Genomic DNA, 25,284 nt, shown 5'->3' on the forward strand with positions numbered 1-25,284 from the left:
CGCGCGTGCCCTCTTTAGTGATGCGCTCGAGGAGCTCTTGCGCACGCGTCAATGTTCGTCTTCGGAAAGCTGACTGAGATAGGCCAATCCGAAACTTGCGAGGTCTTCGGCATCGCCTTCGCGGCGATCCCATCTCCCATAGAGGTGACGCTCAAGCAGGCAACGACGCCTATCTGATGTATCAATCCCGGAGTGAGTGGCGCAGAAAACGCTCCAAGCGATATCGATCGCCGTCCGCAATGTGATTGCATTTGCCATTTCAGCTCCGCGACACCGGCATCATTGCCGTGCAATCCCTTTCCACGGCGAAGGTTGCATCTTTTTCCCAACCTTAAAGCTGGCACCGGGCGTATCGTAGGAACCTTGCTCTCCCGAAGACATTTGCCGTTAAGATCTTAAACGGAGGATGTTATGGCACTCGAAGCGAAGGAATCCGGCAACTTGATCGGCAGCGACAAGGTTGAAGGCACGACAGTTTACGGTGCAGACAGTCAGAAGATCGGCAGTATCGAGCGGGTGATGATCGACAAAAAGAGCGGAAAGGTCTCCTACGCGGTCCTGAGCTTCGGCGGCCTTCTTGGCATCGGCGACGATCACTATCCGCTGCCTTGGCAATCGTTGAAGTACGACACCAATCTTGGCGGGTACGTCACAGGCGTGACAGAAAGCCAACTGCAGGGCGCGCCCAAATATCGTGATGAGACGGCATGGAATTGGAATGATCCGGCGGCCGGTCGATCGGTAAATGACTATTACCGAGTACCAATCTGATTGCCCTCGAAATGCGGCGTGCTCGTCATCAAAGTGCACTGCATTCGCGAAAAGCGTGTGGGAGCATCGTCGAATAGCCGGTCGGCCGCAAATTGGGTCTTGAAAGCGAGTTCTAGGAAGCGCTCGCGCGAGCAAGCCTAGCGCAGGTACTCGCCCGCGCCGCGGGAACCTTATCTCCTCAGACGAAGCGATATAGCGCGCCTCTACCACGAGGCCCTGCGAAAAATGTGGAGGCCCGGCACGCGCGCGGCTGAACGCTTAGTGCGCTCGGCCAGTCAGGGCCACTGGTCACGAGTTAGTTGGACTGCGATATGTCGGACATCTGAGTCCATGTATCTCAAGCGCGCGGGTTCACGGCCAAGGCCGGGATTAGGAACGCGGTGCGGGTCCGCGATCCGGGGCTGGGGAAGCGGATCTAATTGCTGTCCAGGAACTGTCGCATTAGCGGCAAGCACGCCGCACGGCCTTGCAAGCCAGCGCCGCGATTATCGCGACGCTTAGTAGCGTGATGCCGAAACGTTCCCATCCCGAACCGATTTGACGAATCGCTCAAACGTTCCGGCGCTGCGACATCCTGTCAAAACGCTTGATGAGCCATGCGCCTCACTCCTTGTCGCCCGATTAACTTGGTGGACGCCCGCGACGGGGCAGCTTCGGGCGAGTGATCCGGTCTGCCGCGACGCGAAGGGCGCCGGCATGTTTCATCGCTTCAACGCGAGCCGGCTCAGGCGGCAAAGCGCGCGCATCATACAGCGCCTGTATCGCTTCCGCATCGAGGTCAGGTGCCGACTGCCGATCGACCGTTCTCTTCATGCGACGCGCACGACCTTATGCCTGCCGAACTAGGGCGCAAAATAGCTTGTTTCGGCGCTAGGAAAGAAGCGGCAATTGGAAGTTACGATTCACGCATGTTATTTTTGAAGTCGAACCACGAAAGTGTGTCGCGCTCGCAACGTCGCAATAGTTCCGCCGAACATCGGACCCGTTTGGACTTCACGGCGATACGGATCCACTGTTTAATAGTCATGGACCATTGAAGACGATTTTATTTGCAAGATGTTCATTTCAGATCGGGTCCAGGAGGTCGTTGTCCAGCGCCAGCGGCCTCCTCGTTTTGCTTTCTCGAACTGCAAGGGAATCGTGTAATGCCAGTGCAGGTATGGGCCGTTGCCGCTTCGATTGGGTGGACAGCTGTTGTCGGAACGATGCTGCTGTATATGATTTTCGGCCCTAACTGATCGTATCCCTGTTCTCCCAACCATCGGGTCCCGGCGGGTTCAAGGCGGAGAGTCCTTGTAGTTCGCGCCAGGCGATCGCCCTCAATCGATTGTTGAATAAAACGCCGGCTATATCGCTGCAGCCGGCGCATCCCAGCCCTGTCAAATGATTTAAATGCACTGTCTGGTTAAGGCGGCTCTTCGCAACTGGAAGTGCGTTTAGGAACGCCGATCTCCCCGGTGTGTTGCTCGCACTGACAAACGGAAAGGAAGCGTTCAAATGAAAGTTGCAAGGATCGCGCTGGCAGCGGCGTTCATTCTCGGTTCGATAGCTGCCGCGAGCGCTCAAGGTGGCGGCGGAGGCGGTGCGGGTGGAGGCGGTGCAGGCGGAGGCGGTGCGGGCGGTGGAGCGGGTGCGGGTGCCGGTGCAGGCGGCGCAGGCGGTTCCGGAAGTGGTGCGGGTGCCGGCGGTGGCGGTGGTGACTCTCCGGCCGCGGCTAGCGGTCAAGGTGCCTCAAGTAGCCCCAGACACGGGAACCCGGGGGCGACCATGAACGATACGAAGGAACGCCGAGATCGCTAACTAGGCCATGTACCCATAAACCTGGCGGCGTGATACGGCTAAAGCAATTTTTGCCCCTATAGCGACCGACTTCGTGCGTCAGCGCAGTATGTCGCGATAGGCCAAAGCGGAAACGCCGGTCTGGAGACAAGTGTCGCGGTGTGCTAGTGCTGGCGACATTGCACAACCTGACCGGTTACTGACATTGACAGAGCACGACCAGATCATCAGGGAACTCGCGTTGCCGTACGAGGCGCCTAACGCCTATCGGGCACTGCTCGATCTCGGGATACGAGGGCTTCCTGCAGTGCGCGCCGGGCTGCGGCACGACAATCCTGATGTCCGCTTGCATTGTTGCCGGTTTCTCGACCGGTATCTGTCAGCCGATACTCTTACCGATTTGATGGGAATGCTGAACGATGGCGATGGGCGCGTCAGATGCTCCTCGTTGCACACGTTGGCGTGTGACCGGTGCAAGGAAGGGACCTGCAGGCCCCGGGGAAGCTGTAGTACTTCCGAAGGCGATGAGCCTGCTTCAGTGCGATCCCGACGCGCATGTTCGAGCAATGGCGATTGAAGTGGTCGGACAGTTCGTCCACAGCACTGCTCTTGCTGCTGCGGCGATCTCTGCCGCCCAGCAAAGTGATGAAAATCCAACGGTGCGAAAAAAAGCCGGATGGTACGTGCCGGGAGGCCCAATCCACAGGCGGACCAAGCCGAGGCTTTGATGTCGCCGGTGGGATGGGAAGCACTCGGACAGTGGGGTGAGGACGTAGCTCGCATCGAACCACTCGCTGGCGGGGTTGCCAACGACGTGTGGAGCGTGCGTGTCCAGGGGCAACTCGCGGTTGGGCGTCTCGGCACCAGGGGCGACGCTGATCTCGCGTGGGAAACCGAGCTTCTCCAACACCTTGACTGCGAAGGTCTCACAGTGCCGGTGCCAATCCCGACGACAGATGGCAGACTGTTCGCGGACGGTCTGGTGCTGATGACATACGTGGAGGGCGGGCCGCCAGAGACGGAGGCCGACTGGCGTCGCGTGGCCGATACGCTCCGGCGGCTGCATCAGTTGACGCGGGGCTGGCCGCAACGTCCGGGCTGGCGATCGTCGATCGATCTCCTGCACGCCGAGACCGGGACACGGATCGACCTCCGCAAGATGCCGCCTGAGGGCGTTGCTCGATGCCGAGCCGCATGGGCTCGGCTTGCTGGAAATCAGACTTCGGTCGTCCACGGCGACCTTAACCCGCGCAACATTCGCATGACCGCAGGTCGCGTCGCGCTGATCGACTGGGACGAGGCGCATGTTGACGTTCCCGACCTCGACCTAGCACTGCCCCATAACGCCGCTGGTCTCGACAGCTTCACGCATGACATAGCGGCGCAAGCGTCGGCCGCGTGGCAAGCTGCTGTTTGCTGGGATGATGAGTACTCGATCAAGCGGCTTGCCGAAGTTCGACCAGTCTGAGCAAGCGAGCGGGGCTCGGCGACCGCTTTCGGTCATTTTCGCCGCATTTGGCAGAGATTGAGGGCTGGTTGATGTCCGCTCCTGTCCCTAAGCGCCGTACCAGGAGCGTTGCGTTTGGCCGGACTGCCGTGATTCAAACTCCCGAACTGGGGGCTCGAATCATGCGCTACGAACTCGCCGACCATGAATGGACCGCCATCAAGCCGATGCTGCCGAACAAACCGCGTGGCGTTCCTCGGGTGAACGACAGACGGGTCCTGAATGGCATCTTCTGGGTCCTTCGATCAGGAGCACCCTGGCGTGATCTGCCGACGGCCTTTGGCCGATACACCATTTGCTACAATCGCTTCGTCAGGTGGCGGCGGGCCGATGTTTAGGGCCGCATCATAGAAGCGCTTTCCACTGCCCACGATGCCGCTGTCCAGATGATCGACACCCCATTGTCCGCGTGCATCAGCATGGAGCCTGCATCACAAGGAACCAGCGCCAATCGATGGGAAGGTCCCGCGGCGGCTTGACGAGCAAAATCCATGCGCTGGTCGATGGCAATGGTTTGCCGGTACGGCTGGCGCTGAGCCCCGGTGAGGCCCATGACGTTAGGCTTGCCGGAAAACTACTGTCTCGTCTGAAATCTGGGTCAATGCTGCTTGCCGACAGTGGCTATGACGCGGACTGGATCAGGGAGCTTGCGCAGCGATCCGATCTGCTTCAGCCCCTATCTCTATCGTGCTCGCAACCAGGTCGGGCGGTTCTTCAACAGGATCAAACAGTGTCGTCGGGTGGCGACGCGCTGCGATAGGCTCGCCACCAACTACCTCGCATTCGTTCAACTCGCGTCAATCAGGCTATGGCTGCGCCTCAATGAGTCCGCGTCCTAGATTCGGCCATCCCGGATGGGCTCATAAGGCGGGGGCGGCCTCCAAGAGCCTTTGCAGGCCGCCGTCTCGGAGGCTGAGTAGGTGACTTCGCCGCCTCGATCTCCAGCATGTCGCTCATGGCAGCTTCCTTGACGAAGTCTTCGGTCTTTGGCGCGACGCCAAGCATGGAGTTGACGCCGCTCTTCTCGCCGCCCACCGCCCGACTGGGCCAGCGCACTGGAACTCAACGTGGCAGTAATCACAATTGCCATAATGGTTCGTTTCATTGCAGGTCCCTTAGGCAGCTTCGGCGTTGATGGCGCTGCTGGCGAGCTTGGTGAGCGCTTCATCCGTCTTCTTCTCCTCGGCCAAGGTCTGGTCGATGAGTTTGACGGCGTCCTTCATGCTCAGCTTGGATGCCAAGGCTTTCAGCGTGCCGTAACGGGAAATTTCGTAGTGCTCGACAGCCTGAGCCGCGGCGAGCAGTCCAGGATCGAGAGCGGGCGAGTCACCGTACTCTTCAATTATCTCCTTTCCTTCATCGATGATACCCTCGATAGCATCGCACTTTTTGCCGCGCGCCGGCTTACCTCAGCTCGAAGATCTGCTCGAGCCGCTCGATTTGGCTTTCGGTCTCGTCGTAGTGCTTTTCGAACGCGGCGCGCAATTGATCTGAGGAGGCCGCCTTGGCCACCTTCGGCAGTGCCTTGTAGATCTGCTTTTCGGCTAGTAGATGTCCTTCAGAGTATCAAGGAAGAGGGCACTGAGATCTTTCTCGGCCATGCGTCGCACCAGGATTGCAGGTTGCTTTGCAGCCCACAACGAGAGCATCACAACCAGGCTCCTATTTTCCGACCCTCATCTCTAGCGGTCCTTGCGGCGCACGTTTCGACTGGTGCCGGGTTTTTGACGGATGGTCGAGGAGCGACGCCCTCGTTCGGTCATGTGTGCGGTTGAGCTCGTCGGAACAAGGTTCAATCCGCCAGGGAGGCCTAGCCGCTAATTGCATCCGGATGGCTGAAGACCTCGAATGCGCTTCCACGCGCAACAGCAATTAACGTAATTCCGCACGCCTGGGCCGCACGGACCGCGAGCGCCGTCGGAGCCGACATCGCGACGAGCATGGGACAGCTGATCGCGGCAGCCTTTTGTACAAGCTCGATCGAGACGCGACTTGTCAGGACGATCGCGCCTTCGGTGGCGGAGACGTTGTTGGCGGCGAGCGCGCCAGCGAGCTTATCCAAGGCATTGTGGCGACCGACATCCTCGCGAATCGCGACCAGTTCTTGATCGGGATGGAAGAAGCCGGCCGCATGCGTGGCGCGCGTCGCGCGGTTGAGCGTCTGGGCGTCCGACAATGCGAGCAGGGCGCTCTCGACTTGCCGAGCCCGGATAATGATAGACCTCGTCAAGTGCGACGCCGGACGCGCGGCGTCAGCGAGGCTTTCTATGCCACAAAGGCCGCAGCCGGTCGGACCGACCAAGCGCCGCTGGCGCCGCTTGAAACGCTGTTCGCTAGTGCCGGCAAGCCACATGCGCAGCTCAATGCCTGACGGCCCTGGAATGATGTCAAGGGACTTCAGGTCAGCGACATTTTCGATGGTCCCTTCGGTCAGGCTGAAACCCAGCGCAAGATCCTGGAAGTCAGCGGGAGTCGCCATAACAACGGCGGCCGTGGTGCCATTGTATACCAAAGCGACGGGACACTCCTCTGCGAGAGTTCGCTGCGCTTCCAAGCCATCTTGATCTCTCCGCAGCGTCTCGGCGGTGGGGTCTGGCAGGAGATGAAGGCTGTCGTTGGAGATCGGCGATCTCTGCATGAGCGCTCCTTGCCAGCACGACGCTCGGGACACGCCAAGGTTCCTCTCGCGCGAGGAACCTCCGCTTCAACGGTCGGTTCTGTCGGTACTTGTCGAGCGAGATCAGTGATCAGCCATGAAGCCAAAAGTGACAGTGAAGCCATACGCCGGACCGGCCGGCGGTTGGGGGTCTGTGAAGGCCGTCGCGGGTATTCTGACCCAAGAGGAGGTAGCGATCCTCGGCAGCGAAATCCTGCTGAAACAGAACAAGTCCGACGGATACATGTGCGTCAGCTGCTCCTGGGCGAAGCCGGCAAAGCCTCGTCCGTTTGAGTTCTGCGAAAACGGCGCCAAGGCCACCGCTTGGGAGGTGACGAACAAGACGGTCGAGGCCGAATTCTTTGCAAAGCACGCGCTTACAGAGTTGCGGGGCTGGTCCGATCACGCACTCGAGGAGCAGGGGCGCCTGACCGCGCCGATGCGCTATGATGTGGCGCTGGACAAATATGTTCCGGTGAGCTGGTCGGAGGCGTTCCAGGAGATCGGCCGAGAGCTGAAGGGGCTCGATCCGCGTTCGGTGGTGCTGTACACCTCCGGCCGCGCCTCACTCGAGGCAAGCTACATGTATCAGCTATTTGGCCGGATGTATGGCACCAACAATTTTCCTGGTAGCTCGAACATGTGCCACGAGAGCACGTCGGTGGCATTACCCCCAGTGATCGGCGTACCGGTCGGGACTGTACGGCTGCCGGATTTCGAGCAGACAGACTGCATCCTGTTCTTTGGTCACAATACGACGACCAATGCTCCACGGATGCTGCATCCCTTGCAAGAAGCGGCGCAACGGGGCGTCCCGATCATCACCTTCAATCCGTTGCGGGAGCGTGGTCTGGAGCGCTTCACCAACCCGCAGGACCCGATCCAGATGGTGGCGGGCGGCACCCGGATCAGTTCGCAATACCATCAAGTGAGGTTTGGTGGTGACGCCGGAGCCATCATAGGGATCTGCAAGGCCGTGATCGAGGCGGACGACGAGGCGCGGTCGAAGGGGCATGAACGTATCGTCGACGCCGCGTTTATCGAACAGCATACATGCGGGTTCGACGCTTTCGCGGATTTCTGCCGCGCGCAGTCGTGGAGTGATCTTGAGCGGAAGTCCGGATTGCGCCAGGCGGCGATGTTCCAGGTGGCCAGCACCTACATGGCCGCGAACGCCGTCATCGCGAACTACGGCATGGGCGTGACGCAGCACCAGCACGGCGTCGAAACGGTGAAGATGATCGTCAACCTGCTGCTGTTGCGCGGCAATATCGGCAAGCCCGGCGCCGGGATCTCTCCGATCCGCGGCCATTCCAACGTCCAGGGCCAGCGCACCGTCGGCATTTCCGAGAAGACCAAGTTGGTCCCGCTCGACAAGCTGAAGGAGCTTTACGCATTTGAGCCGCCACGATGGGACGGCCTGACGACGGTGGACGCCTGCAAAGCAATCCTCAAGGGAGAGGTGCGCGCCTTCCTCAGCCTCGGTGGCAATTTTATCCGCTCCATTCCGGAACGATCGCTGATGGAGCCGGCGTGGACCCGGCTTCGGCTATCGGTCCAGATCGCCACCAAGCTGAACCGTACGCATCTCGTCCCTGGAGAAGTGACTTTTCTGCTGCCGTGTCTCGGCCGGATCGAGATAGACCAGCAGGCGAACGGCCCGCAAGCCGTTGCCATGGAGGATTCCACGGCCTGCATTCATGGCTCGAGAGGACAACGCAAGCCGGTAGCGGAGCGGCTGTTGTCCGAACCGCGGATCATTGCCGAGATGGCGAAGGCGACGTTGCCGCCGAATCCCAAGCTCGACTGGGACGCCTGGGTCGACGACTATGCGTTGGTCCGCGACGCGATCGAGCGGACGTATCCGGATCAATTCGAGGATTTCAACAAGCGCATGTTTGAGCCAGGTGGCTTTCCGCGGCCACTCGGCGCTCGCGAGCGGAAATGGAAGACGCCGAATGGCAAAGCCAATTTCACGGTTCCGGAAGCCGCTTTCGCCTCGCCGCCAGCCGGGGACGGCGTCTTCGAACTCATGACTACCCGCGCAGATGGTCAGTTCAACACGACGATCTATAACGAGAACGACCGCTTCCGCGGAATCTACGGCAGCCGCGAGGTCGTGCTGATGAACGGGGACGATATGGCCGAATGGGGTCTTGCCCAGGGCGATCTGGTCACGCTGGAAACGGCGGCCGATGACGGTGTCGAACGTCGTCTCCGTGGACTTCAGGTCGTTCCCTACGACGTCCCCCGCGGTGGCATCGTTGGATATTATCCGGAGTGCAACGTCCTCGTTCCGCTCTGGCATTTCGCCAAGGGCAGTAAGGTCCCGGCGGCGAAGTCGGTCCCGGTGCGCATCAGCCGCGATCCGGTGCCCGAATTGACGGACACCCATGAAATCCCGATCACCAAGGTCGAGTGAGAGGGGGCGACATGCCCAAGGAAAACGATCTCGAAGGACAGCAGGATCAGGGCGGCAAGAACGGTGGCCAGAAGCGAATGCCAAAACCGGAGCCCAAGCCGAAGGGTGATCAGCCCGATCTGCTGAAGCGGCCGGGCTCGACGCCTCCGCCGACACAGGAGTGAGATCGGCAGGATCGCGGCTGGCTGCATCACGCCGGTGCGCGCGTCATGAAATCCATCAGGCCCAGCCACAGCAAGATGCCGAGCCAGAACAGCCCGGCGCCGGCGAAGATCAGGAGGCGTGCGCCGCGATCCCGCAGCTCCATGAAGAATGCCGCGACGATGGTGGCCTTGATAGCGGCAATCACAATCGCCACCGCGGAATTGAAGGAACCGAGCGGCAGATAGGCCAGGGTGACCGTCAGCGCGAGCAGTGCCAGCAGGGCAAGCCAGGAGCCAACGAGCGTAAGCGGTGGCCACCAGTTCGTCATGTGCCGCTCCGTCCGGGCAGATAGATCAGGGCAAACAGGACGATCCAGACCACGTCGACAAAATGCCAATAGAGTGCGGCGGAGTGCAAGGCAGCGCGCAGGCGCGTGCTAGCGGAGCGGCGCAGCAGGACGGCAAGCGTCGCGAGAACAGCGATGCCGATCACCATGTGGACGGCGTGGATCGACGTCGCGACGAAGTAGAAAATGAAGAACAGCTCGACTCCATCGGCGAGCGGCGCAGCGTAGCTGAAGTCAATGCCGGGAACGAGGTGCTCGTGATATTCGCCGGCATATTCGGTTGCCTTCAGGCCAAGGAACAGCAAGCCAAGCAGCATGGCGCTGGCCAGCATCGCGATACAGATCCGGCGTGCGTCAGCTTGCAGCGCATTGACAGCGCACGCGACGAAGAAGCTGGAGGTCAGCAGGATCGCCGTATTCGCCGAACCGATGACGATCCTGGTGTGGCGGCCGGCCTCCGCGAACGCGTTCGGATTAGCGTGCCGGTAAACGAAATAGGCAAACAGCAGCCCGCCGAACAGCAGCACTTCGGTTGCGAGAAACACCCACATGCCGATCTCGGCGGTTTCATCGCGATGTTGAACGGAGGCGTATTGCGGAGCGAAGGCGCGGCGCTCAGGCATTCTGCGGCTCCGCAGCAAAGTCCGGCCCGTATTGGTAGGGCGCACGGGTCACGACGGGCTGTGACTGGAAATTAAACTCGGGCGGCGGGGATGGGGTCTGCCATTCCAGCCCCGGCGCATCCCAAGGGTTCGCCGGCGCGCGCGCGCCGAAAAACAGGGAATAGCCGAGATAGAACATCGGCAGCAGATAGGCTGCCGCCAGGATCGTCGCGCCGCCGGAGGACAGCACGTTCCACAACTGAAATTCCGGCGGATAAACGTGATAGCGGCGCGGCATACCTTCGGCGCCGAGCACGAATTGCGGGAAGAAGGTCAGATTGAAGCCGAAGAATATCAGTACCGCCGCGGTCCGCGCCCAGTACTCGGAGTAGAGCCGTCCGGTGATCTTGGGCCACCAGTAGTGCAGACCGCCGAAGTAGGCCGTTACCATGCCGCCGACCATGATGTAGTGGAAGTGAGCCACCACGAAATAGGTGTCGGTGGCATGCACGTCGAAGGCGAGGCAGGCCAGGAACAGGCCCGTAAGTCCGCCGATCGTGAACAGGCCGAGGAAGGCCAGAGCGTAAAGCATCGGAGCGTCGAAGCGCAGCGATCCCTTGTGCAGGGTGGCGGTCCAGTTGAACACCTTGATCGCCGAAGGCACCGCCACGATGAAGCTCATGAACGAAAACACGAGACTTGCGAGCAGCGACTGGCCGCTGACGAACATGTGGTGGCCCCAGACCAGAAAGCCGACGGCCGCGATGGCGAGGCTGGCCCAGGCGACAAATTTGTAGCCGAACACCGGCTTGCGCGAGAAGCAGGAGATCAGTTCGTTGACCACCCCCATGCCGGGCAGGATCATGATGTAGACGGCCGGGTGCGAGTAGAACCAGAACAGATGCTGGAATAGCAGGGGATCGCCGCCGATTCTGGGATCGAAAATGCCGACACCGAGGAAACGTTCGGTCGCGAGCAGGACCAGTGTGATGGCGAGCACCGGCGTCGCCAAAACCAGGATCACCGACGTCGCATAGATCGACCAGATGAACAGCGGCAGCCGGTACCACGTCAGGCCCGGCGCGCGCAGCCGGTGGATGGTGACGATGAAATTCAGGCCGGTGAGGATCGAGGAGAAGCCGGCGATGAAGATACCGGTCACGGCGACGATGACGTAGCTGTTGGAATAGAGCGTCGAAAACGGGGTGTAGAACGTCCAGCCCGTGTCGATGCCGCCGGCGACGATCGCGAACAGCGTCACGGTTCCGCCGGCGATGAACAGGTACCAGTTCATCAGGTTGAGGCGCGGGAAGGCGAGATCGCGGGCGCCGATCATCAGCGGCACAATGAAGTTGCCGAGCGTGTTTGGGATCGAGGGGATCAGGAAAAACCACACCATGATGACGCCGTGCATGGTGAAGAGCCGATTGTAGGTATCGGACGAGACGAGATCGGCCTGCGGCGTAGCGAGCTCGATGCGGATCGCGGTGGCGGCCGCGCCGCCGACGCAGAAGAAGCAAATCAGGGTGGCGAAATACAGGATCGCGATGCGCTTGTGGTCGGTGGTGAAGAACCAGGAGCGCAGCGTGTAGGCGTTGTTGAGATAGTCGGGCTCGGTCATGGCGCGCGATCCGCAAGCGATTTGATGTAGGTGACGAGCCGCAGCAGCTGGTCTTCGTTGATCTTGCCCTCAAAGGACGGCATCACCGGCGAATATCCGGCTGCGACCTGGCTGCGCGGAAGCAGGATCGAATCCCGGATGTACCTGTCGTCGGCGGTTACCGTGGAACCATCCGAGAGCGGCACCGGCTTGCCGTAAAGTCCCTCCAGCAGCGGCGCATGCACGCTGCTGTTGGCGGCGTGGCAGCCGCTGCAGCCGAGCTCGCGAAACAGTGCGCCGCCTTCACGAGCCAGCGAGTTGGCGGGTCCCTGGTCGTTCAGCCATTTGTTATAGTCCGCCGGCTCCATCGCCACGATCTCGCCGATCATGCCGGAATGGTCGGTGCCGCAATATTCGGCGCAAAACAGGTGATAGTGCCCCGCCGTGATCGCTTCGATCTCGAGGCTCTGGTAGCGCCCGGGCACCACGTCGTGCTTGAGACGCAGCGCCGGGATGAAGAAGCTGTGAATGACGTCCTGGGATGCCATCACCAGCCGCACCGGGCGATTGACCGGTATATGCAGGCTGTTGATCTCGGATTGCCCGCCGGTGTGCTGGACTTTCCACATCCATTGTTTGGCGACGACAAAGACCGACAGCTCGCCCTGCGGTTTCTGGTAAATCTCGAGGTACACGCTGGCGCCCCAGACAAACAGCAGGAGGAAGATCACCAACGACGCCGACGTCCAACCGACCTCCCAGTGCCAGCTTTTCTCGACCCGATGTCCGCGATCGGTCGGGTTGCCAGCCCGGTAACGCACGCAGAACACGATGAGCAGGAAGAACAGCAGGCCGAGCACCAAGGCGCTCGCCAGGAGCAATCCCGCAAATAACAGATCGACGTCGCCGCCATAGGGTGAGACCCCCGGCCGCCAGAACGGGATCCATTCGCGCCACATCGTGCTCAGCCGCCTGCGCGGATCATCGGGACGGCCAGCCGGGCAGGCCGGTCTCCAGCAGCCGCTCCATCGCACGCCTAACGGGGATCCGGACCAGGCCGCGGCCGCGATCGATCCAGCCATAGCTGTCCGCAAATTGGCGATCAGCTTCTCGATGCCGGCGCAGTTCGGCCGCCGGATCGAGTGCAAGCGGCGGCGCCTCGGCACTGAGCGCAGGGCGCCCCGCGGGGATTCCACGATCGATCGACCGCGAGAAGGCGAAAGGCATGACAAGGGGCGTCGCTACGATGAACAGTCCGAGGCCGAGCGCCAGCCAACCCAGGAGGACGGGATCGACATCGGACCGCTCGTAATTGGTATCGGGGCTGTCAGTCATGGGGGGACCCGAAAGGCACGGAGACCAATGCCAACCATGGGCGCATGTTCCAATCCAGGAACGATCCTGTTCGGCCTGCATTGCAATCTGACGTGCTCAAGACGCTGATCCGGCGACCGGATGACCCAGATATTCTCTCCTGCCGCGGATACGTGGCTGCGCCTGTTCATGGTGAGTGGCTTGGCTGTTCTGGGCGGTGGTCTGATCGGCGTGATCGGATTTGCGCACTCGGCCTTTGAGACGTCGACCGATGTCCGCCCGCACCAGCCGGTTCCGTTCAGTCACAAGCACCATGCGGCCGAACTCGGGATCGACTGCCGCTATTGCCATACGGGCGTCGAGACGAGCTCGCGGGCAGGGCTGCCGCCGACGGCGACTTGCATGACCTGTCATTCGCAGATCTGGACCAATGCCGCGATGCTGGAACCGGTCAGAGAAAGCCTCGCCGACAACAAGCCGATCGCCTGGACCCGCGTGGCGAAGCTGCCCGACTACGTCTTCTTCCGCCACGACATTCACATCGCAAAAGGCGTGGGTTGCGAGAGCTGTCACGGGCGCATCGACTCCATGCCGCTGACCTATCGGGCCAAGGCGTTCACTATGGAGTTCTGTCTCGACTGCCACCGCGACCCCGCGCCGCATCTGCGTCCAAGGGATCATATTACCGACATGACGTGGCAGGCCGGCCGCGATGCACGCAAGCAAGGCGAGGCGATCGCTGCGCATGAAGGCATCCGCTTCGGGCAGCTCGCCCATTGCTATGTGTGTCATCGATGAGGCGCCGCGCGACAAAACCGGACCATCCACGTGGCCCCGTCCTCTGGTCGAGCCTCGAGGAGTTGTTGGGTGATCCCGCGTTTGAGGCGTGGGTTGATGCAGAGTATCCGGTCGCCGCAACCTTTGGCCCAACGGCGCGGCGGACGTTTCTGAAGCTGATGGGCGCATCCTTTGCGCTTGCCGGACTAACGGGATGCGAGAAGAGCCCGTTCGTCGCGGCGTTGCCCTATGTCGAACAACCGCAGGGTACGGACGTCGGCATTCCAAAATACTATGCGACGGCGGTGACGCTGGATGGCTATGCCCAGCCGGTCATTGCGACGACCTATTCCGGCCGGCCAACCAAGCTGGACGGCAATCCGGACCATCCGGCGACACAGGGCCGCAGCGACGTATTCATGCAGGCCGCCGTGCTCGATCTCTACGATCCCGATCGCGCGCGAGCACCTAGCCGTCGCGGCGAGCCGGTGACGTGGAACGACGTGCAGCATCAAATCGGCCTGTTGCGTCAGCAGTGGACGCAAAGCCAGGGCGAGGGGCTCGCATTGTTGCTGGGTCATTCGACTTCGCCGACGCTCATTCGCCAGATTGAAGCTCTGGTTCTAGAGTTTCCCAAGACCCGGATCTATGAGCATGCCGCCGTTGGCGGCGGACGATGGCTCGAGTCCACGAGAGCTGCCTATGGTCAGGCGCTGCAACTTCGTCCACAATTCGAGAACTGCGAGGTCGTCGTCAGTCTCGATGATGATTTCTTGGGAGCGGGACCTCACCAGGTCGCCAACGCGCGCGCCTGGTCGGCGGCGCGACATCGCACCGCCGACAAGCCTGGACTTGCGCTGTACATGGCGGAGGCCGTGCCGTCCGCGACAGGAGCGATGGCGGAGGCGAGGGTGGCGGTCGATGCCTCGCGCATCTGGCTCATCGCTCAAGGACTTGCCAATTCATATGACGTCGCCGGCGCGGCAAAGCCTGATCTTTCGGCGAAGGAGCAACGATGGCTCGATCGCGCAGTCCATGCGTGCCGGTCGGCGTGTGGCCGAGCGCTCGTGACCGGCAGTCGCTTCGGCGACGACGCGACAGCGTCCTGGGTGGCGCGAACTAACGAGGCGCTCGGCGCGAATGCGCTGCTCGGCGCTGCGGCGCCTGCCCCCAATGTTGCGAACGCCAAGAGGTTAAGCGATTTGGTGAGCGACATTGGCCGCGGCGCTGTAAAAACGCTTATCATCATTGACGCTAACCCGGCCTATACTGCGCCGGCGTGGCTGGCTTTCGGAGACGCAGTTGCGAAGGTCAGGTACTCGGTCCATCTCGGCATCCATCGGGACGAGACGGGAGCGCTTTGCGAATGGCATCTGCCATTGACGCATACGCTGGAGAGTTGGAGCGATGCGCGCTCGGTGGATGGAACAGCCACCATCATCCAGCCCACGATTGCACCCTTCTACGACGTCCGCACCGTTCATCAGGTCATGGCGTTGCTGCTGGGGCAAATGGACCCGTTGCCGGAAGCGCCGGTGCGGGACACGTGGCGCGCGACACTTGGCGACGATTTCGAGACGAAGTGGACGCGTTGCCTGCACGACGGCTATGTCCCCGAGCAGAGGGCGGCCCCACCAAACATCCACGCGGCGGTAACCGCCGTTGTTCCGCCGCTGCCGGATGATGGACTGGATATTGTCTTCCGGCCCGATCCGACGATCTGGGACGGCAGTTTTGCCAACAATGCCTGGCTGCAGGAGTTGCCGAAGCCGTTGACCACGCTGACCTGGGGCAATGTGATTTCGATCGGTCCGGCGCTGGCCAGGCGAGAGGATCTGACCAACGGCGACCACGTCAGGATTAGGGTCCGGGATCGATCGATCACCGGACCTGTGTGGGTCCAGCCAGGCCAGGCCCCGAACACGGTCGCGCTCACGCTCGGCTACGGCCGCAGCAAAGCCGGTCGGGTTGGCGATGGTCTCGGCTACAATGCCTATGACGTCCAACCGATCGACCAGCTTTGGCAGACCAAGGGCAGCCTGCACAAGCTGGGAACGCGCGAGACGCTGGCCGTCACGCAACTGCATCACCGCATGGAGGGGTTTGACTTCATCCGTGAAGTCAATGCAGCCGACACCGACCATCCCAACCACGAGACGACGCAACCGAGCCTCTATCCGCCAAAGCCTTCGGCGCAAAACGCCTGGGGCATGGTGATCGACCTCGATGCCTGCATCGGATGCAATGCGTGCGTGGCCGCCTGTACGGCCGAGAACAATGTGCCGGTCGTCGGCAGCGATCAGGTCAAGGTCGGTCGCGAAATGCACTGGCTGCGGATTGCGCGCTACTACGCCGGCGACGTCGAGGAGCCGCGCAGTTTCTTCCAGCCGGTGCCCTGCATGCATTGCGAGCAGGCCCCCTGCGAGATGGGCTGTCCGGTCCACGCCACGACGCACAGTCCGGAGGGCGTCAACCAGATGGTCTACAACCGCTGCATTGGCACCCGGACCTGCTCGAGCTACTGCCCCTACAAGGTGCGCCGCTTCAACTTCTTCGACTATCGTCTTGCGTCCGATGCGCCGGAACATGCGGCACACAATCCGGACGTCACGGTGCGCTCGCGCGGCGTGATGGAGAAGTGCACCTATTGCACGCAGCGGATCGAGGCCGCGCATGTCGCGGCCGACAAGGAGAACCGGCCGATCCGCGACGGCGAGGTGGTGACCGCCTGCCAGAGCGCGTGTCCGACCAAGGCGATCGTGTTCGGCGACATAAGCAATCCCGACTCCGAGGTGTCGCGTCTGCGCGGTGACGAACGGCATTACGTGCTGCTGGAAGAGCAGGGGACGCGACCGCGCACGACCTATCTGGCACGCTGGAAACCCCCGGAAGGCCAGGAATGATCGATCGCACCGCCGATATCCTGCCGCAAGACCAGAGCCTCGGGCGGGTCAGCGATCAGCTCACCGGCATTCCCCTGCATTTTCCGGCGCGCCGGCGTTGGTGGATTGCGATGATCATCGCATCGGCGCTTCTGCTCCTCCTTGTGGTCTCCACAACTGCGCTGTTCACCCGCGGTGTCGGCATCTGGGGCATCAATATTCCGGTCAACTGGGCATTCGCGATTCACAATTACGTCTGGTGGCTCGGTATCGGTCACGCCGGAACGTTGATCTCGGCGTTGCTGCTCCTGACTGGCAGCGAATGGCGCAATTCGCTCAATCGTTTTGCCGAGACCATGACGCTGTTCGCGGTGATCTGCGCCGGCATCTATCCGGTGCTGCATCTCGGCCGTCCCTGGTATCTGTACTGGATGTTTCCCTACCCCGCGACGATGGGGATATGGCCGCAGTTTCGCAGCCCGCTGGAATGGGACATCTGGGCGGTCTTGACCTATCTGACCGTATCGCTGGCGTTCTGGTACACTGGTCTCATTCCAGACCTCGCCGCCGCGCGCGACCGGTCGAGGAAGCGCGGCTGGCAGATTTTCTTTGGCATCACGTCGCTCGGTTGGCGCGGCTCGGCCGCGCATTGGCAGCGCTGGTCGCAGGCCTATCGCCTCACAGCGGGGCTTGCGGTGCCGCTCGTCGTGTCCGTGCACAGCGAGGTCTCGCTGCTGTTCGCGGCCGGCCAGATCCCCGGCTGGCACTCGACGATCTTTCCGCCGTATTTCGTGCTCGGCGCGGCCTTCTCGGGCTTTGCGGTGGTCGCAATCATCGCGATCGCGCTGCGGTCCCTGTTCGGTCTCGGCAATCTGGTCACCGATGACCATCTCGACGTGCTCGGCAAGGTGCTGCTCGCGTGCGGCCTGATGACAGGCTACGGTTACCTCTTCGAAGTCTTCGACGCGCTCTACTCCGGTGGAGCGCACGAGATGCAGACGCTGTCGGACCGGCTCACCGGTGCCTATGCCTGGACCTATTGGGGCGCGATCGTCTTCAATTTCATTCCGCTGCAGGGGTTGTGGTGGCGTTCGGTGCGGCGCAGAGGCTGGATGCTGCTGTCGATCTCCATCTCGGTCGTGATCGGAATGTGGCTGGAGCGTTACATGATCCTCGTCACCAGCCTCTACCGCGACTTCCTTGTGTCGTCGTGGGGCGCGTTCACCCCGACCTTCTGGGACTGGTCGACTTATCTCGGCACGATCGGTCTGTTTCTGGTGCCGTTCCTGCTTGCGATCCGCTTCATTCCCATGATTTCGATTTTTGAGACCGAGGAGCTGTTGCATAAGGAGCAGGAGGAGCCTCATGGCTGAGCACTCCTTCGGCCTGCTCGGCGAGTTCGAGAGCCCCCGGGCGTTGCTCGCGGCGGCGTGCAAGGCCCGCGAGGCGGGCTATCGCAAGCTCGATGCGTTCACGCCGTTTCCGGTCGACGGGCTGGCGAAAGTCCTGCGGCTGCCGACGCCCCGGATTTCCATCGTTGGTTTCGTTGGCGGTCTGGCGGGCGCTGCCATCGCGATGCTGATGCAACTCTATGTGAATTACGACTATCCGCTCGATGTCGGAGGGCGGCCACTCTACGCACTCTCGGCTTTCGCCGTAGTGGCGTTCGAACTGACGATCCTGGTGTCGGCACTCGTGATGATCATCGCCATGCTCTGGCAAAACGGCCTGCCGCGGCTCAATCATCCGATCTTCAACGCCCGTCATATCGCCCGCGCCAGCAAGGACCGGTTCTTTCTGTGCGTGCTGGCCGAGGACGCAGTGTTCGATTCCGGTAAGACGGCGGCTTTCCTGCAGAGCGCTGGGGCGCTGTCAGTGGAGCTCGTATCGTCATGAAGGGCGCATGGCTTCTTGCGTCGGCCTTTCTGCTCGCCGGGTGCGACCAGAACATGGACGCACAGCCTCGTTACAGTGAGTACAGCCGCGCGCCGCTGTTTCGCGGTAGCGCATTGCGCAAACCGCCAGCGGGCGCGGTCGACCGCGACGCGCTGGCGGAACAGGCCGCTATGCGGACCAAGCCGCTATTGACAGCGGCGCTGCTGGAGCGGGGCCGTCAGCGCTTCGACATCTTCTGCTCGCCGTGCCACGGCGCCAATGGGGACGGCAACGGCATCATCGTCGAGCGCGGCATGCCGCGGCCGACCAGTTACCATGCCGAGCGGTTGCGGAACGCCGAAGACCAGCATCTCTTCGACGTTATCAGCAACGGCTACGGTGCGATGTATTCCTATGGCGCACGCGTGCCGCCGCGCGATCGCTGGGCGATCGTCGCCTATATTCGCACGCTGCAGCTCAGCCGTCATGCGTCGATCGACGATGTGCCGGCGGGCCAGCGTGGCAAGCTTGTGGAACAACCATGATCGGACGCGACCTGCGCGATCGCCGTTTGATGATCGCCGTCGTCGGCCCGGCCGGCATGCTGGTTGCAGGTGCGTTCGCGGACCATCGTTCGACCGCCGCGGCCTATCTCGTGGCCTGGATCGCGGTCAGTGCGGTTCCGATCGGGACGCTCGGCGTGCTCATGACGAGCTATCTGGTGCGGCGGGCGTGGACGGAGGAATTGCAGCCGGCAATGACGGCGATCTGCGCCACCCTTCCTATTTTCGGCGTGCTCTTCCTGCCGGTCCTGCTCGACCTCGCTGCGCTCTATCCTGCGGCCGGACCTCACGCGGCGCTACCGGCCTTCAAGGCGGTCTATCTCGCTCCGTGGTTCGTGGCGGCACGAACGGTGATCTATTTCATCGTCTGGACCTGCCTTGCCCTGAAGTTGCAGGCGGCTTGGCCGGACCCGGATCGCATGGCGAGGACGGCGTCCGGTGGACTGATCGTCTACGCGATCTCCGTGTCGTTCGCCGGTGTGGATTGGATCGAAGCGCTGGAGCCGCAGTTCCATTCATCGATTTATGGCCTGCTGTATCTCGGTATGGTGCTACTGGACGGCGTCGCCGGCGCTATCGGCCTTGGACTTCTCCTGTGCCGCATAAGGCGAGCCGGCGGCTACAGCGCGCTGCTGTTGTCGACGATCCTGCTATGGGCCTATCTCCATGCCATGCAGTACATCGTCATCTGGTCGGCCAACATTCCGGACGAGGTGACCTGGTACATCGATCGCTCGTCGGAGGGCTGGCAGTTCGTCCTGTCGCTCTTGGCCGTCGGCCAGCTCGTGTTTCCGTTCTTTGCACTCGTCCGCGCCGATCGCCGTTGGCTACTCGGACTATGCGCCCTCACGCTCGCGATGCGGATTTGCGAGGCGTCGGTCCTGGCATTCCCGGCCATTGATGGTCTCCCCGGCTGGCTCACCGGCATCATGCTGGTGGCCGGTCTGGCCTTGCTTATGGGGCTGTTGGCCTGGGGCGTAGCGTTCCGCCTACGCCATGGCAGATGGCTCAACTTCGCGCCGCCTCGCGTTCGTGCCGAAGCAGAGCGACGATGAGCAGACCGAGCAAGACCAAGGTCGCAAGACCGGTCGCCTTGAGCAGGCGACCGACCGCGAGCGTGTAGAGACCGCTTGCGGGATCAAATCCGTAGCACATCAGCCTGACATGATCGGTCCATCCGCCGATGCGGCCTTGACCGGCTTCGACCAACGCGAGGCGCAGATTGGCGGGATCTAGCCCGAGACCGGGCAGGGCGCGCGCAATGCGACCGTCGGCCGTCACGACAAAGGCGGCCGCGGGATGCGCGTAGCGGAGTTGGTCGCGATCGTAGACCGCTTCAAATCCGAATGCTTTTGTTAGTCCGACGACGTCGCTGGCATCGCCGCGCAGGACGTGGGTGGCATCGCCCAACGCTTGGAGGCCGACTTGCGCCTGCTTCATCTCCTTCGCGTTCTCCGCGGTATCCTGCGGGTCGAAGCTCACGACGTTCAGATCGAAGTCCTGACCGGGACGCAGGCCGGACCGCCGGAGCGCGTCGGAGACGGTGCTGACCACCGACCCGCACAGTGTGTCGCAGGTGAAATCTGCGAGGACCCACACGCTTGGCCCGCCGGTGAGCCATTGCCGGATCGGCCGTGCGACGCCGTTTTCGTCCCGCAGGCGGACGCTCAGCGGTAGCACGGCGCCGGGCCGGGGCGATGCCTCGACCCCGGCGACATCGGATCTGGTCAACTCGGCGCGCGCCGGCGCCAGCGCTGCGCAGACCAAACAGACGGCAAGCATCATCTGATGATGCATCGCTCCTGGCCTTCACTTCTCCTTGCCGGGCAACACGGTCTCGAGCAGCTGACGCGCTGCGCCGCGGATGACGCCGACTTCGTTCGGGTCGCCCTTGGCGAGCGCGATCGAGAAGTTCTTGGCTTGCTCGAGCGTGATATGCGGCGGTAGCGGGGGCACTTCCGGATCGGTCTTGACTTCCAGCACCACCGGAATGTCGCTCGCGAGCGCCTGCTCCCAGGCCGAGCCGAGCTGTGCGGGGTCGTCGACATAAATCCCCCGCAGCCCGATCAGGTCGGCGAAACGCGAATAAGACACGTTGGGAATGCGTTGCGATGCCTCGAACTTGGGATCGGCATTGATGATGCGCTGTTCCCATGTCACTTGGTTGAGATCTTCATTGTTGAAGACGCAGACAATCCAGCGGTGGTCGCTCCAGTCGCGCCAGTATTTGGCGACCGTGATAAGCTCGGCCATGTTGTTCATCTGCATGGCGCCGTCGCCAACCAGCGCAATGACGGGACGATCGGGCGCTGCATATTTGGCGGCGATTGCGTAGGGAACGGCCGCGCCCATCGATGCCAGGCCGCCCGACAGCGAGGCGTTGAAGCCGGGACGCATCTTCAGATCACGGGCAAACCAGTTGGCGCAGGAGCCGGAATCGCTGGTGATGATCGCGCGATCGGGAATGCGCGGCGATAGCTCCCATGTCACGCGCTGAGGATTGACCGGCTTGGCCGGCTGGTGTGCACGATCCTGCAATGTCTTCCACCAGGCCCGGACATTGTGCTCGATCGTCTTTCGCCAGCTGCCGTCGCTCTTCTGCTTCAGGCGCGGAAGCAGCGCGCGCAGCGTCTCCGCGGCGTCGCCCACGAGGCCAATCTCCATCGGAAAGCGGATCGAGAGCATGCCGGCGTCGATGTCGACCTGGACGCCGCGGGCCTGGCCCTCCTTGGGCAGGAACTCGGAATATGGAAACGCCGAGCCGATCATCAAGAGCGTGTCGCACTCCATCATCAGATCGTAGCTCGGCTCGGTGCCGAGCAAGCCGATCGAGCCCGTCACCCATGGCAGGTCGTCGGGCACCACGGCCTTGCCGAGCAACGCCTTGGCGCATCCGGCCGACAGCCGGTCGGCGACGGAGGCGACCTCGTTGGTCGCGCCAAGCGCGCCGGCGCCGACGAGCATGGCGACCTTCTTGCCGGCGTTGAGAATGTCGGCGGCGCGATCGAGCTCGGCCTCTGCCGGAACGATCCTCGGCGGAGTGTATCCGACGCCCGACCGCAGCGTGCCGTGTGCGCGCGGCGGATCCTCGTAATCCTCTTCCTGCAGATCATTCGGCAGGATCAGCGCGGTCACGGTGCGCCGGGCGAGCGCAATGCGCGCGGCGCGGTCGATCAGATGGCGGACCTGAGCGGGCGAGGAAGCCTGCGCGACATACGCGCTGGCGACGTCCTTGAACATCGAGACCAGGTCGAGCTCCTGCTGATACTGCCCGCCCAGCGCGTTCCGCGCCTGCTGGCCCACGATGGCGAGCACCGGCTGATGGTCGAGCAGGGCATCATACAGACCGGTGATCAGGTGTGAGGCACCGGGGCCCGACGTCGCGATGCAGACGCCAAGGCGGCCGGAAAATTTGGCATAGGCACACGCCATGAACGCCGCCATCTCCTCGTGGCGCGCCTGGATGAAATCGATCTTGCCTTCGGCGCGATTTAGCGCACCGAACACGCCATTGATGCCATCGCCGGGATAACCGAAGAGATGCCGCACGTCCCAGTCCTGGAGGCGCTGCACTACGAAATCGCCAACGGTCCTGGACATCGTGCATATCCCGAAAGTTGAATGTGAGCGGTGAACGGCGGGGATTGTCAGCCGTTCCAAAGCGACCGTCCCCTCAAGTAGGAGGTGGCATCGGAGAAGAAATAGGCAGGTGCAATGGTCACCGAACGTGTGAGGATCCGCCGCGACATGCGGTTGCCCATTAGATTGGTTCGATAATAGCCAGAGTTGGCCCTCATCGACAGGAAGGCCGGAATGGCAAAGAAAGCAAAGAAGCAGACCGCGCGCGGTCGCAAGCAGGACCGGGCGCGCGTCGCCGGCGGGCAGGACTACGAGGTGAGTTACGAGTCGAGGAGGACGGGCAAGTCGGAGGCATCGGTGAAGAAGGCGGTCTAAATGGTCGGCACCAGCCGGAAGCGGGGTTGAGCGTCGGCTCAGGGTAGCAAAGAAGAAGTCGCTAGGAACAACGTCCTCGCGGTGAACGTTGACCCGCGCCGCTCGCGGCAGAGCGGCATGGACGAGTGGAGCGTGCCCCGGCTCTCCCCCGAAGACCCGGGGCACATTCGCGGTCAGTTTGGAGCGGCCCAGACTGGCACCTCGCTGGGCACCGAATCGGCCTCAGCACGTCCTCTCGCTGGGGCCGTTTCGCTTCGGGAACAAGCAGCGGTCCACGACGTTGCCGGCAGCTTCAGCAGCTCGGCCGAGCTCGCGAATGAACGCACTCTGTTTGGAGATTCTTGGGCGCTCGACCCTTACTCTTCCTCAGCCCAACTCAGCTTCTCGCAGCTTACGCAGCGGCGAAGGCGATAGCTCTTACCTTGGCGACTGTCGAGGATAGACATTGCCGAAGCGACACCGCCGCAGCGGAAGCAGGCATAGGAATCGGGCCGCAGCGGCTTTTGCTCGCCATCAGCGGCGAACGCGCCGTTCTTTTCTATCTGGGCTGGTCCTTTGAGTTCGCTATCGTAGACCATCCATCCGTTGCCACCCTGCCGAACGAGGAAACGTCCCCGCATCGGGCGTCCAATAAATTCCATTTGCATCCACCATCTGCAAAATACGAGCGCGTCGATTAGCTCGAAGGATGGAGCGCCCGGCATTGAACTATGTGAATCGTGACGATCAACTTTGGATAAGCGCCACCTGGCTTTCGCGGCGAACTGAAAGCGGCCCCAACCGGGGGGCCGCCAACCCGAACGATACGGGTTTTCCTCTGGCAGTCGGGGGGCACCTTGGCTGACCAGAAGCGCCAATTAGACGCTGATCTCCTCTCTATGGTTCCTCGCCTGACGTGGCAATTGGACAGGAGCGTATTAAAACTAGCTTCGTCGGATCGCGCGGGAAGAACTAGCAACTTCTGACAGCCGTGTTAGCTTCAAAGCCTCGGGTCACGTCCCGATTCATCAAAGGACGACTGGCCTCAGCACCGGCCTCTAGGCCCCCAGAGGTGCTGGGGCCGTTTCTTTGGGTTACCCTCGCTGACATGCATATCTAAATGCGAGAATGGTGCTGCCGGGCGATCCTGCGGGGATGTTCAGTTTCGGTCGCATGGATGGTGTTGAATACGGCTTTCTCAGCTTTGCTGGAATGTCGTTTGTGGCGCTCATCGTCAGCGTAAGTTGGCTGCTGATCGGCTGAGCGTCCTACCTCTCGTGATGACATGACGACTTGGCCTCAGCGTGTAACCCCTTCGCTGGCCGTTTCTTTAGTGCCCTTCGTGTCTACATTTTGAGGACCAGGGCGGATATCGGACTTCATCATCTCCAGTTTGATTGGCTTCAGTTTAGCACTCAATCGCCGCAACCTGGCTCGCGCCCGCTTGGCTGGGGTATCAAGTCGCTCGCCCACGGTCCGTTTCTTCGCCATACCTGCTTTCCTCTTGCGGGAAAGGCTCGTGCGTCTTTGCGGCCGATGAACGTATCCGGCGGCGGATTGTCTTTGAGCAGCCGGGCAGCTTCGGCCGAGACCCGGAGGGCCGCATCAACGATGTGCCCGTCCTGCCGTTGATCGCTGCAATGCGATTGATGACGCGCTGATCGGCCATAGCCGCGCTCCCTCGCTCAATGCAGGCGGAAGCACTTGGTCTCTCAGCCACCGACGCCCACGGGCAGAGGCTTGGCCGGTGATGACGATATAATGTGCCAACTAACATAGGTTGCCAGGCGGCCGATCGATCCTCCTTGTCGAGAGGACGCATTCCGTTCTCAGCCTGGAACAAAAAGCTTGTGTGCTGTTCTGGACAGAATTTCTGGAACAAAATGCCCATTTGCACGTCATGAATCCGTTGCGATAGGAGCAACGGGGAACGACGTGCCGTCCGCAGAATATCACCTACGCCAAGCCGAACTTGCAGCCCGGCTTGCGCTCGCTGAAGCAGAACCATCCAAAGCCGCAGCTCTCCACGTTCTCGCACTAGTACCCACTTTTCTTGGAACGTGAGTCGTGATTCAAGGTCGGGATGATACCCGAAGCAAGAGAAGTCCACCTT

At 61.9% G+C, this 25,284-nt stretch carries 22 protein-coding genes and 3 pseudogenes; 13 read left to right on the top strand and 12 right to left on the bottom strand.

Going from position 1 to position 25,284, the window contains the following annotated elements; genetic code table 11:
- Positions 1-48 precede the first annotated feature (48 nt).
- Positions 49-258 carry a hypothetical protein gene (locus QJT82_RS38945; RefSeq protein WP_155258695.1) on the bottom strand — a complete coding sequence of 70 codons (210 nt, stop codon included), beginning with the start codon at positions 256-258 and terminating at the stop codon, positions 49-51.
- A 153-nt stretch (positions 259-411) separates the two neighbouring features.
- Between QJT82_RS38945 and QJT82_RS38950 the strand changes: the two genes are divergently transcribed.
- The 3 genes and pseudogenes from QJT82_RS38950 to QJT82_RS38960 all read left to right on the top strand — a co-directional run bounded on the left by QJT82_RS38950 (position 412) and on the right by QJT82_RS38960 (position 4,896).
- Complete coding sequence (locus QJT82_RS38950; protein ID WP_018273495.1) at positions 412-771, top strand: PRC-barrel domain-containing protein; 360 nt, start codon at positions 412-414, stop codon at positions 769-771.
- A 2,515-nt stretch (positions 772-3,286) separates the two neighbouring features.
- The gene (locus QJT82_RS38955) at positions 3,287-4,018 is read left to right on the top strand and encodes a phosphotransferase (RefSeq protein WP_028343212.1); all 732 of its coding nucleotides are present in this window, start codon (positions 3,287-3,289) and stop codon (positions 4,016-4,018) included.
- Positions 4,019-4,179: 161 nt separating this feature from the next.
- Positions 4,180-4,896 (top strand): annotated as a pseudogene (locus tag QJT82_RS38960) (IS5 family transposase).
- A gap of 85 nt (positions 4,897-4,981) precedes the next feature.
- Here the strand turns inward: QJT82_RS38960 and QJT82_RS38965 are convergent.
- From QJT82_RS38965 to fdhD, 3 genes and pseudogenes are all read right to left on the bottom strand, one after another.
- Positions 4,982-5,162 (bottom strand): annotated as a pseudogene (locus QJT82_RS38965) (DUF305 domain-containing protein); the annotation flags it as partial.
- A gap of 10 nt (positions 5,163-5,172) precedes the next feature.
- A pseudogene (locus QJT82_RS38970) lies at positions 5,173-5,658 on the bottom strand (ferritin-like domain-containing protein).
- 209 nt (positions 5,659-5,867) lie between these two features.
- The gene (fdhD, locus tag QJT82_RS38975; protein WP_080686893.1) at positions 5,868-6,695 is read right to left on the bottom strand and encodes a formate dehydrogenase accessory sulfurtransferase FdhD; all 828 of its coding nucleotides are present in this window, start codon (positions 6,693-6,695) and stop codon (positions 5,868-5,870) included.
- A gap of 115 nt (positions 6,696-6,810) precedes the next feature.
- Here fdhD and QJT82_RS38980 point away from each other — a divergent pair, with 115 nt between their 5' ends.
- Together QJT82_RS38980 and QJT82_RS38985 are read left to right on the top strand one after the other, a co-directional pair.
- Entirely contained in the window at positions 6,811-9,135 is a 2,325-nt protein-coding gene (locus QJT82_RS38980; protein WP_028343214.1) for an FdhF/YdeP family oxidoreductase, read from the top strand.
- Positions 9,136-9,146: 11 nt separating this feature from the next.
- On the top strand, positions 9,147-9,299 hold the full coding sequence (locus QJT82_RS38985; protein ID WP_155258696.1) for a hypothetical protein: 153 nt from the start codon (positions 9,147-9,149) through the stop codon (positions 9,297-9,299).
- A gap of 26 nt (positions 9,300-9,325) precedes the next feature.
- On the opposite strand, the gene QJT82_RS38990 is transcribed toward QJT82_RS38985, so the two are convergent.
- The 5 genes from QJT82_RS38990 to QJT82_RS39010 are packed head-to-tail and all read right to left on the bottom strand — an operon-like array spanning position 9,326 to position 13,162.
- Positions 9,326-9,607 (bottom strand): cytochrome C oxidase subunit IV family protein, encoded by a 282-nt coding sequence (locus QJT82_RS38990; protein ID WP_028343215.1) that lies wholly within the window; start codon positions 9,605-9,607, stop codon positions 9,326-9,328.
- A complete protein-coding gene (locus tag QJT82_RS38995) occupies positions 9,604-10,248 on the bottom strand; it encodes a cytochrome c oxidase subunit 3 (protein WP_028343216.1) in 645 nt (214 codons plus the stop codon). The genes QJT82_RS38990 and QJT82_RS38995 overlap by 4 nt, the downstream gene beginning before the upstream one ends.
- Positions 10,241-11,848: a cytochrome c oxidase subunit I gene (gene ctaD / locus QJT82_RS39000; RefSeq protein ID WP_035632621.1), complete on the bottom strand. Its 1,608-nt coding sequence runs from the start codon at positions 11,846-11,848 to the stop codon at positions 10,241-10,243. The genes QJT82_RS38995 and ctaD overlap by 8 nt, the downstream gene beginning before the upstream one ends.
- Positions 11,845-12,786 carry a cytochrome c oxidase subunit II gene (coxB, locus tag QJT82_RS39005; RefSeq protein ID WP_035632622.1) on the bottom strand — a complete coding sequence of 314 codons (942 nt, stop codon included), beginning with the start codon at positions 12,784-12,786 and terminating at the stop codon, positions 11,845-11,847. The genes ctaD and coxB overlap by 4 nt, the downstream gene beginning before the upstream one ends.
- Positions 12,787-12,808: 22 nt before the next feature.
- Positions 12,809-13,162 (bottom strand): hypothetical protein, encoded by a 354-nt coding sequence (locus QJT82_RS39010; protein WP_035632624.1) that lies wholly within the window; start codon positions 13,160-13,162, stop codon positions 12,809-12,811.
- Between the two features lie 120 nt (positions 13,163-13,282).
- On the opposite strand from QJT82_RS39010, the gene QJT82_RS39015 reads away from it, so the two are divergent.
- Genes QJT82_RS39015 through QJT82_RS39040 form a run of 6 tightly spaced genes read left to right on the top strand, consistent with a single transcriptional unit; the run spans position 13,283 to position 20,293 of the window.
- The gene (locus tag QJT82_RS39015; RefSeq protein WP_028343218.1) at positions 13,283-13,939 is read left to right on the top strand and encodes a cytochrome c3 family protein; all 657 of its coding nucleotides are present in this window, start codon (positions 13,283-13,285) and stop codon (positions 13,937-13,939) included.
- Positions 13,936-16,821, top strand: coding sequence for a TAT-variant-translocated molybdopterin oxidoreductase (locus QJT82_RS39020; protein WP_051448057.1), 2,886 nt, complete (start codon positions 13,936-13,938; stop codon positions 16,819-16,821). The genes QJT82_RS39015 and QJT82_RS39020 overlap by 4 nt, the downstream gene beginning before the upstream one ends.
- Positions 16,818-18,173, top strand: coding sequence for an NrfD/PsrC family molybdoenzyme membrane anchor subunit (nrfD, locus tag QJT82_RS39025; protein WP_028343220.1), 1,356 nt, complete (start codon positions 16,818-16,820; stop codon positions 18,171-18,173). Before QJT82_RS39020 ends, nrfD begins: the two co-directional genes overlap by 4 nt.
- Positions 18,166-18,696: a DUF3341 domain-containing protein gene (locus QJT82_RS39030; RefSeq protein ID WP_028343221.1), complete on the top strand. Its 531-nt coding sequence runs from the start codon at positions 18,166-18,168 to the stop codon at positions 18,694-18,696. Before nrfD ends, QJT82_RS39030 begins: the two co-directional genes overlap by 8 nt.
- Positions 18,693-19,220 (top strand): cytochrome c, encoded by a 528-nt coding sequence (locus QJT82_RS39035; protein WP_028343222.1) that lies wholly within the window; start codon positions 18,693-18,695, stop codon positions 19,218-19,220. The genes QJT82_RS39030 and QJT82_RS39035 overlap by 4 nt, the downstream gene beginning before the upstream one ends.
- Positions 19,217-20,293 (top strand): hypothetical protein, encoded by a 1,077-nt coding sequence (locus QJT82_RS39040; RefSeq protein ID WP_028343223.1) that lies wholly within the window; start codon positions 19,217-19,219, stop codon positions 20,291-20,293. The genes QJT82_RS39035 and QJT82_RS39040 overlap by 4 nt, the downstream gene beginning before the upstream one ends.
- Here QJT82_RS39040 and QJT82_RS39045 read toward each other — a convergent pair.
- Positions 20,247-21,023 carry an SCO family protein gene (locus QJT82_RS39045; protein WP_063607115.1) on the bottom strand — a complete coding sequence of 259 codons (777 nt, stop codon included), beginning with the start codon at positions 21,021-21,023 and terminating at the stop codon, positions 20,247-20,249. The genes QJT82_RS39040 and QJT82_RS39045 overlap by 47 nt on opposite strands.
- 24 nt (positions 21,024-21,047) lie before the next feature.
- Entirely contained in the window at positions 21,048-22,838 is a 1,791-nt protein-coding gene (locus QJT82_RS39050) for a thiamine pyrophosphate-requiring protein (protein ID WP_028343224.1), read from the bottom strand.
- Between the two features lie 213 nt (positions 22,839-23,051).
- On the opposite strand from QJT82_RS39050, the gene QJT82_RS39055 reads away from it, so the two are divergent.
- Positions 23,052-23,192, top strand: coding sequence for a DUF3606 domain-containing protein (locus tag QJT82_RS39055; protein WP_069277187.1), 141 nt, complete (start codon positions 23,052-23,054; stop codon positions 23,190-23,192).
- 356 nt (positions 23,193-23,548) lie between these two features.
- Here the strand turns inward: QJT82_RS39055 and QJT82_RS39060 are convergent, their stop codons facing one another.
- A complete protein-coding gene (locus QJT82_RS39060; protein WP_259244551.1) occupies positions 23,549-23,833 on the bottom strand; it encodes a hypothetical protein in 285 nt (94 codons plus the stop codon).
- Between the two features lie 466 nt (positions 23,834-24,299).
- On the opposite strand from QJT82_RS39060, the gene QJT82_RS39065 reads away from it, so the two are divergent.
- Positions 24,300-24,434, top strand: a complete 135-nt coding sequence (locus QJT82_RS39065; protein ID WP_018273493.1) for a hypothetical protein — start codon at positions 24,300-24,302, stop codon at positions 24,432-24,434.
- Positions 24,435-25,284 lie beyond the last annotated feature (850 nt).

It is taken from the genome of Bradyrhizobium sp. Mp19, from assembly GCF_029952935.1.
Classification (GTDB): Bacteria; Pseudomonadota; Alphaproteobacteria; order Rhizobiales; family Xanthobacteraceae; genus Bradyrhizobium; species Bradyrhizobium elkanii.

Bases quoted from the DNA above. Each gene is read 5' to 3' on its own strand.
- QJT82_RS38990 (WP_028343215.1), bottom strand. From the start codon at position 9,607: ATGACGAACTGGTGGCCACCGCTTACGCTCGTTGGCTCCTGGCTTGCC.
- QJT82_RS38980 (WP_028343214.1), top strand. From the start codon at position 6,811: ATGAAGCCAAAAGTGACAGTGAAGCCATACGCCGGACCGGCCGGCGGT.
- QJT82_RS38945 (WP_155258695.1), bottom strand. From the start codon at position 258: ATGGCAAATGCAATCACATTGCGGACGGCGATCGATATCGCTTGGAGC.
- QJT82_RS39015 (WP_028343218.1), top strand. From the start codon at position 13,283: ATGACCCAGATATTCTCTCCTGCCGCGGATACGTGGCTGCGCCTGTTC.
- ctaD (WP_035632621.1), bottom strand. From the start codon at position 11,848: ATGACCGAGCCCGACTATCTCAACAACGCCTACACGCTGCGCTCCTGG.
- QJT82_RS39050 (WP_028343224.1), bottom strand. From the start codon at position 22,838: ATGTCCAGGACCGTTGGCGATTTCGTAGTGCAGCGCCTCCAGGACTGG.
- QJT82_RS39065 (WP_018273493.1), top strand. From the start codon at position 24,300: ATGGTGCTGCCGGGCGATCCTGCGGGGATGTTCAGTTTCGGTCGCATG.
- QJT82_RS39010 (WP_035632624.1), bottom strand. From the start codon at position 13,162: ATGACTGACAGCCCCGATACCAATTACGAGCGGTCCGATGTCGATCCC.
- QJT82_RS39060 (WP_259244551.1), bottom strand. From the start codon at position 23,833: ATGGAATTTATTGGACGCCCGATGCGGGGACGTTTCCTCGTTCGGCAG.
- QJT82_RS39055 (WP_069277187.1), top strand. From the start codon at position 23,052: ATGGCAAAGAAAGCAAAGAAGCAGACCGCGCGCGGTCGCAAGCAGGAC.
- QJT82_RS39020 (WP_051448057.1), top strand. From the start codon at position 13,936: ATGAGGCGCCGCGCGACAAAACCGGACCATCCACGTGGCCCCGTCCTC.
- QJT82_RS38995 (WP_028343216.1), bottom strand. From the start codon at position 10,248: ATGCCTGAGCGCCGCGCCTTCGCTCCGCAATACGCCTCCGTTCAACAT.
- fdhD (WP_080686893.1), bottom strand. From the start codon at position 6,695: ATGCAGAGATCGCCGATCTCCAACGACAGCCTTCATCTCCTGCCAGAC.
- nrfD (WP_028343220.1), top strand. From the start codon at position 16,818: ATGATCGATCGCACCGCCGATATCCTGCCGCAAGACCAGAGCCTCGGG.
- QJT82_RS39030 (WP_028343221.1), top strand. From the start codon at position 18,166: ATGGCTGAGCACTCCTTCGGCCTGCTCGGCGAGTTCGAGAGCCCCCGG.
- QJT82_RS38985 (WP_155258696.1), top strand. From the start codon at position 9,147: ATGCCCAAGGAAAACGATCTCGAAGGACAGCAGGATCAGGGCGGCAAG.
- QJT82_RS39045 (WP_063607115.1), bottom strand. From the start codon at position 21,023: ATGATGCTTGCCGTCTGTTTGGTCTGCGCAGCGCTGGCGCCGGCGCGC.
- QJT82_RS39040 (WP_028343223.1), top strand. From the start codon at position 19,217: ATGATCGGACGCGACCTGCGCGATCGCCGTTTGATGATCGCCGTCGTC.
- QJT82_RS38950 (WP_018273495.1), top strand. From the start codon at position 412: ATGGCACTCGAAGCGAAGGAATCCGGCAACTTGATCGGCAGCGACAAG.
- QJT82_RS39035 (WP_028343222.1), top strand. From the start codon at position 18,693: ATGAAGGGCGCATGGCTTCTTGCGTCGGCCTTTCTGCTCGCCGGGTGC.
- coxB (WP_035632622.1), bottom strand. From the start codon at position 12,786: ATGTGGCGCGAATGGATCCCGTTCTGGCGGCCGGGGGTCTCACCCTAT.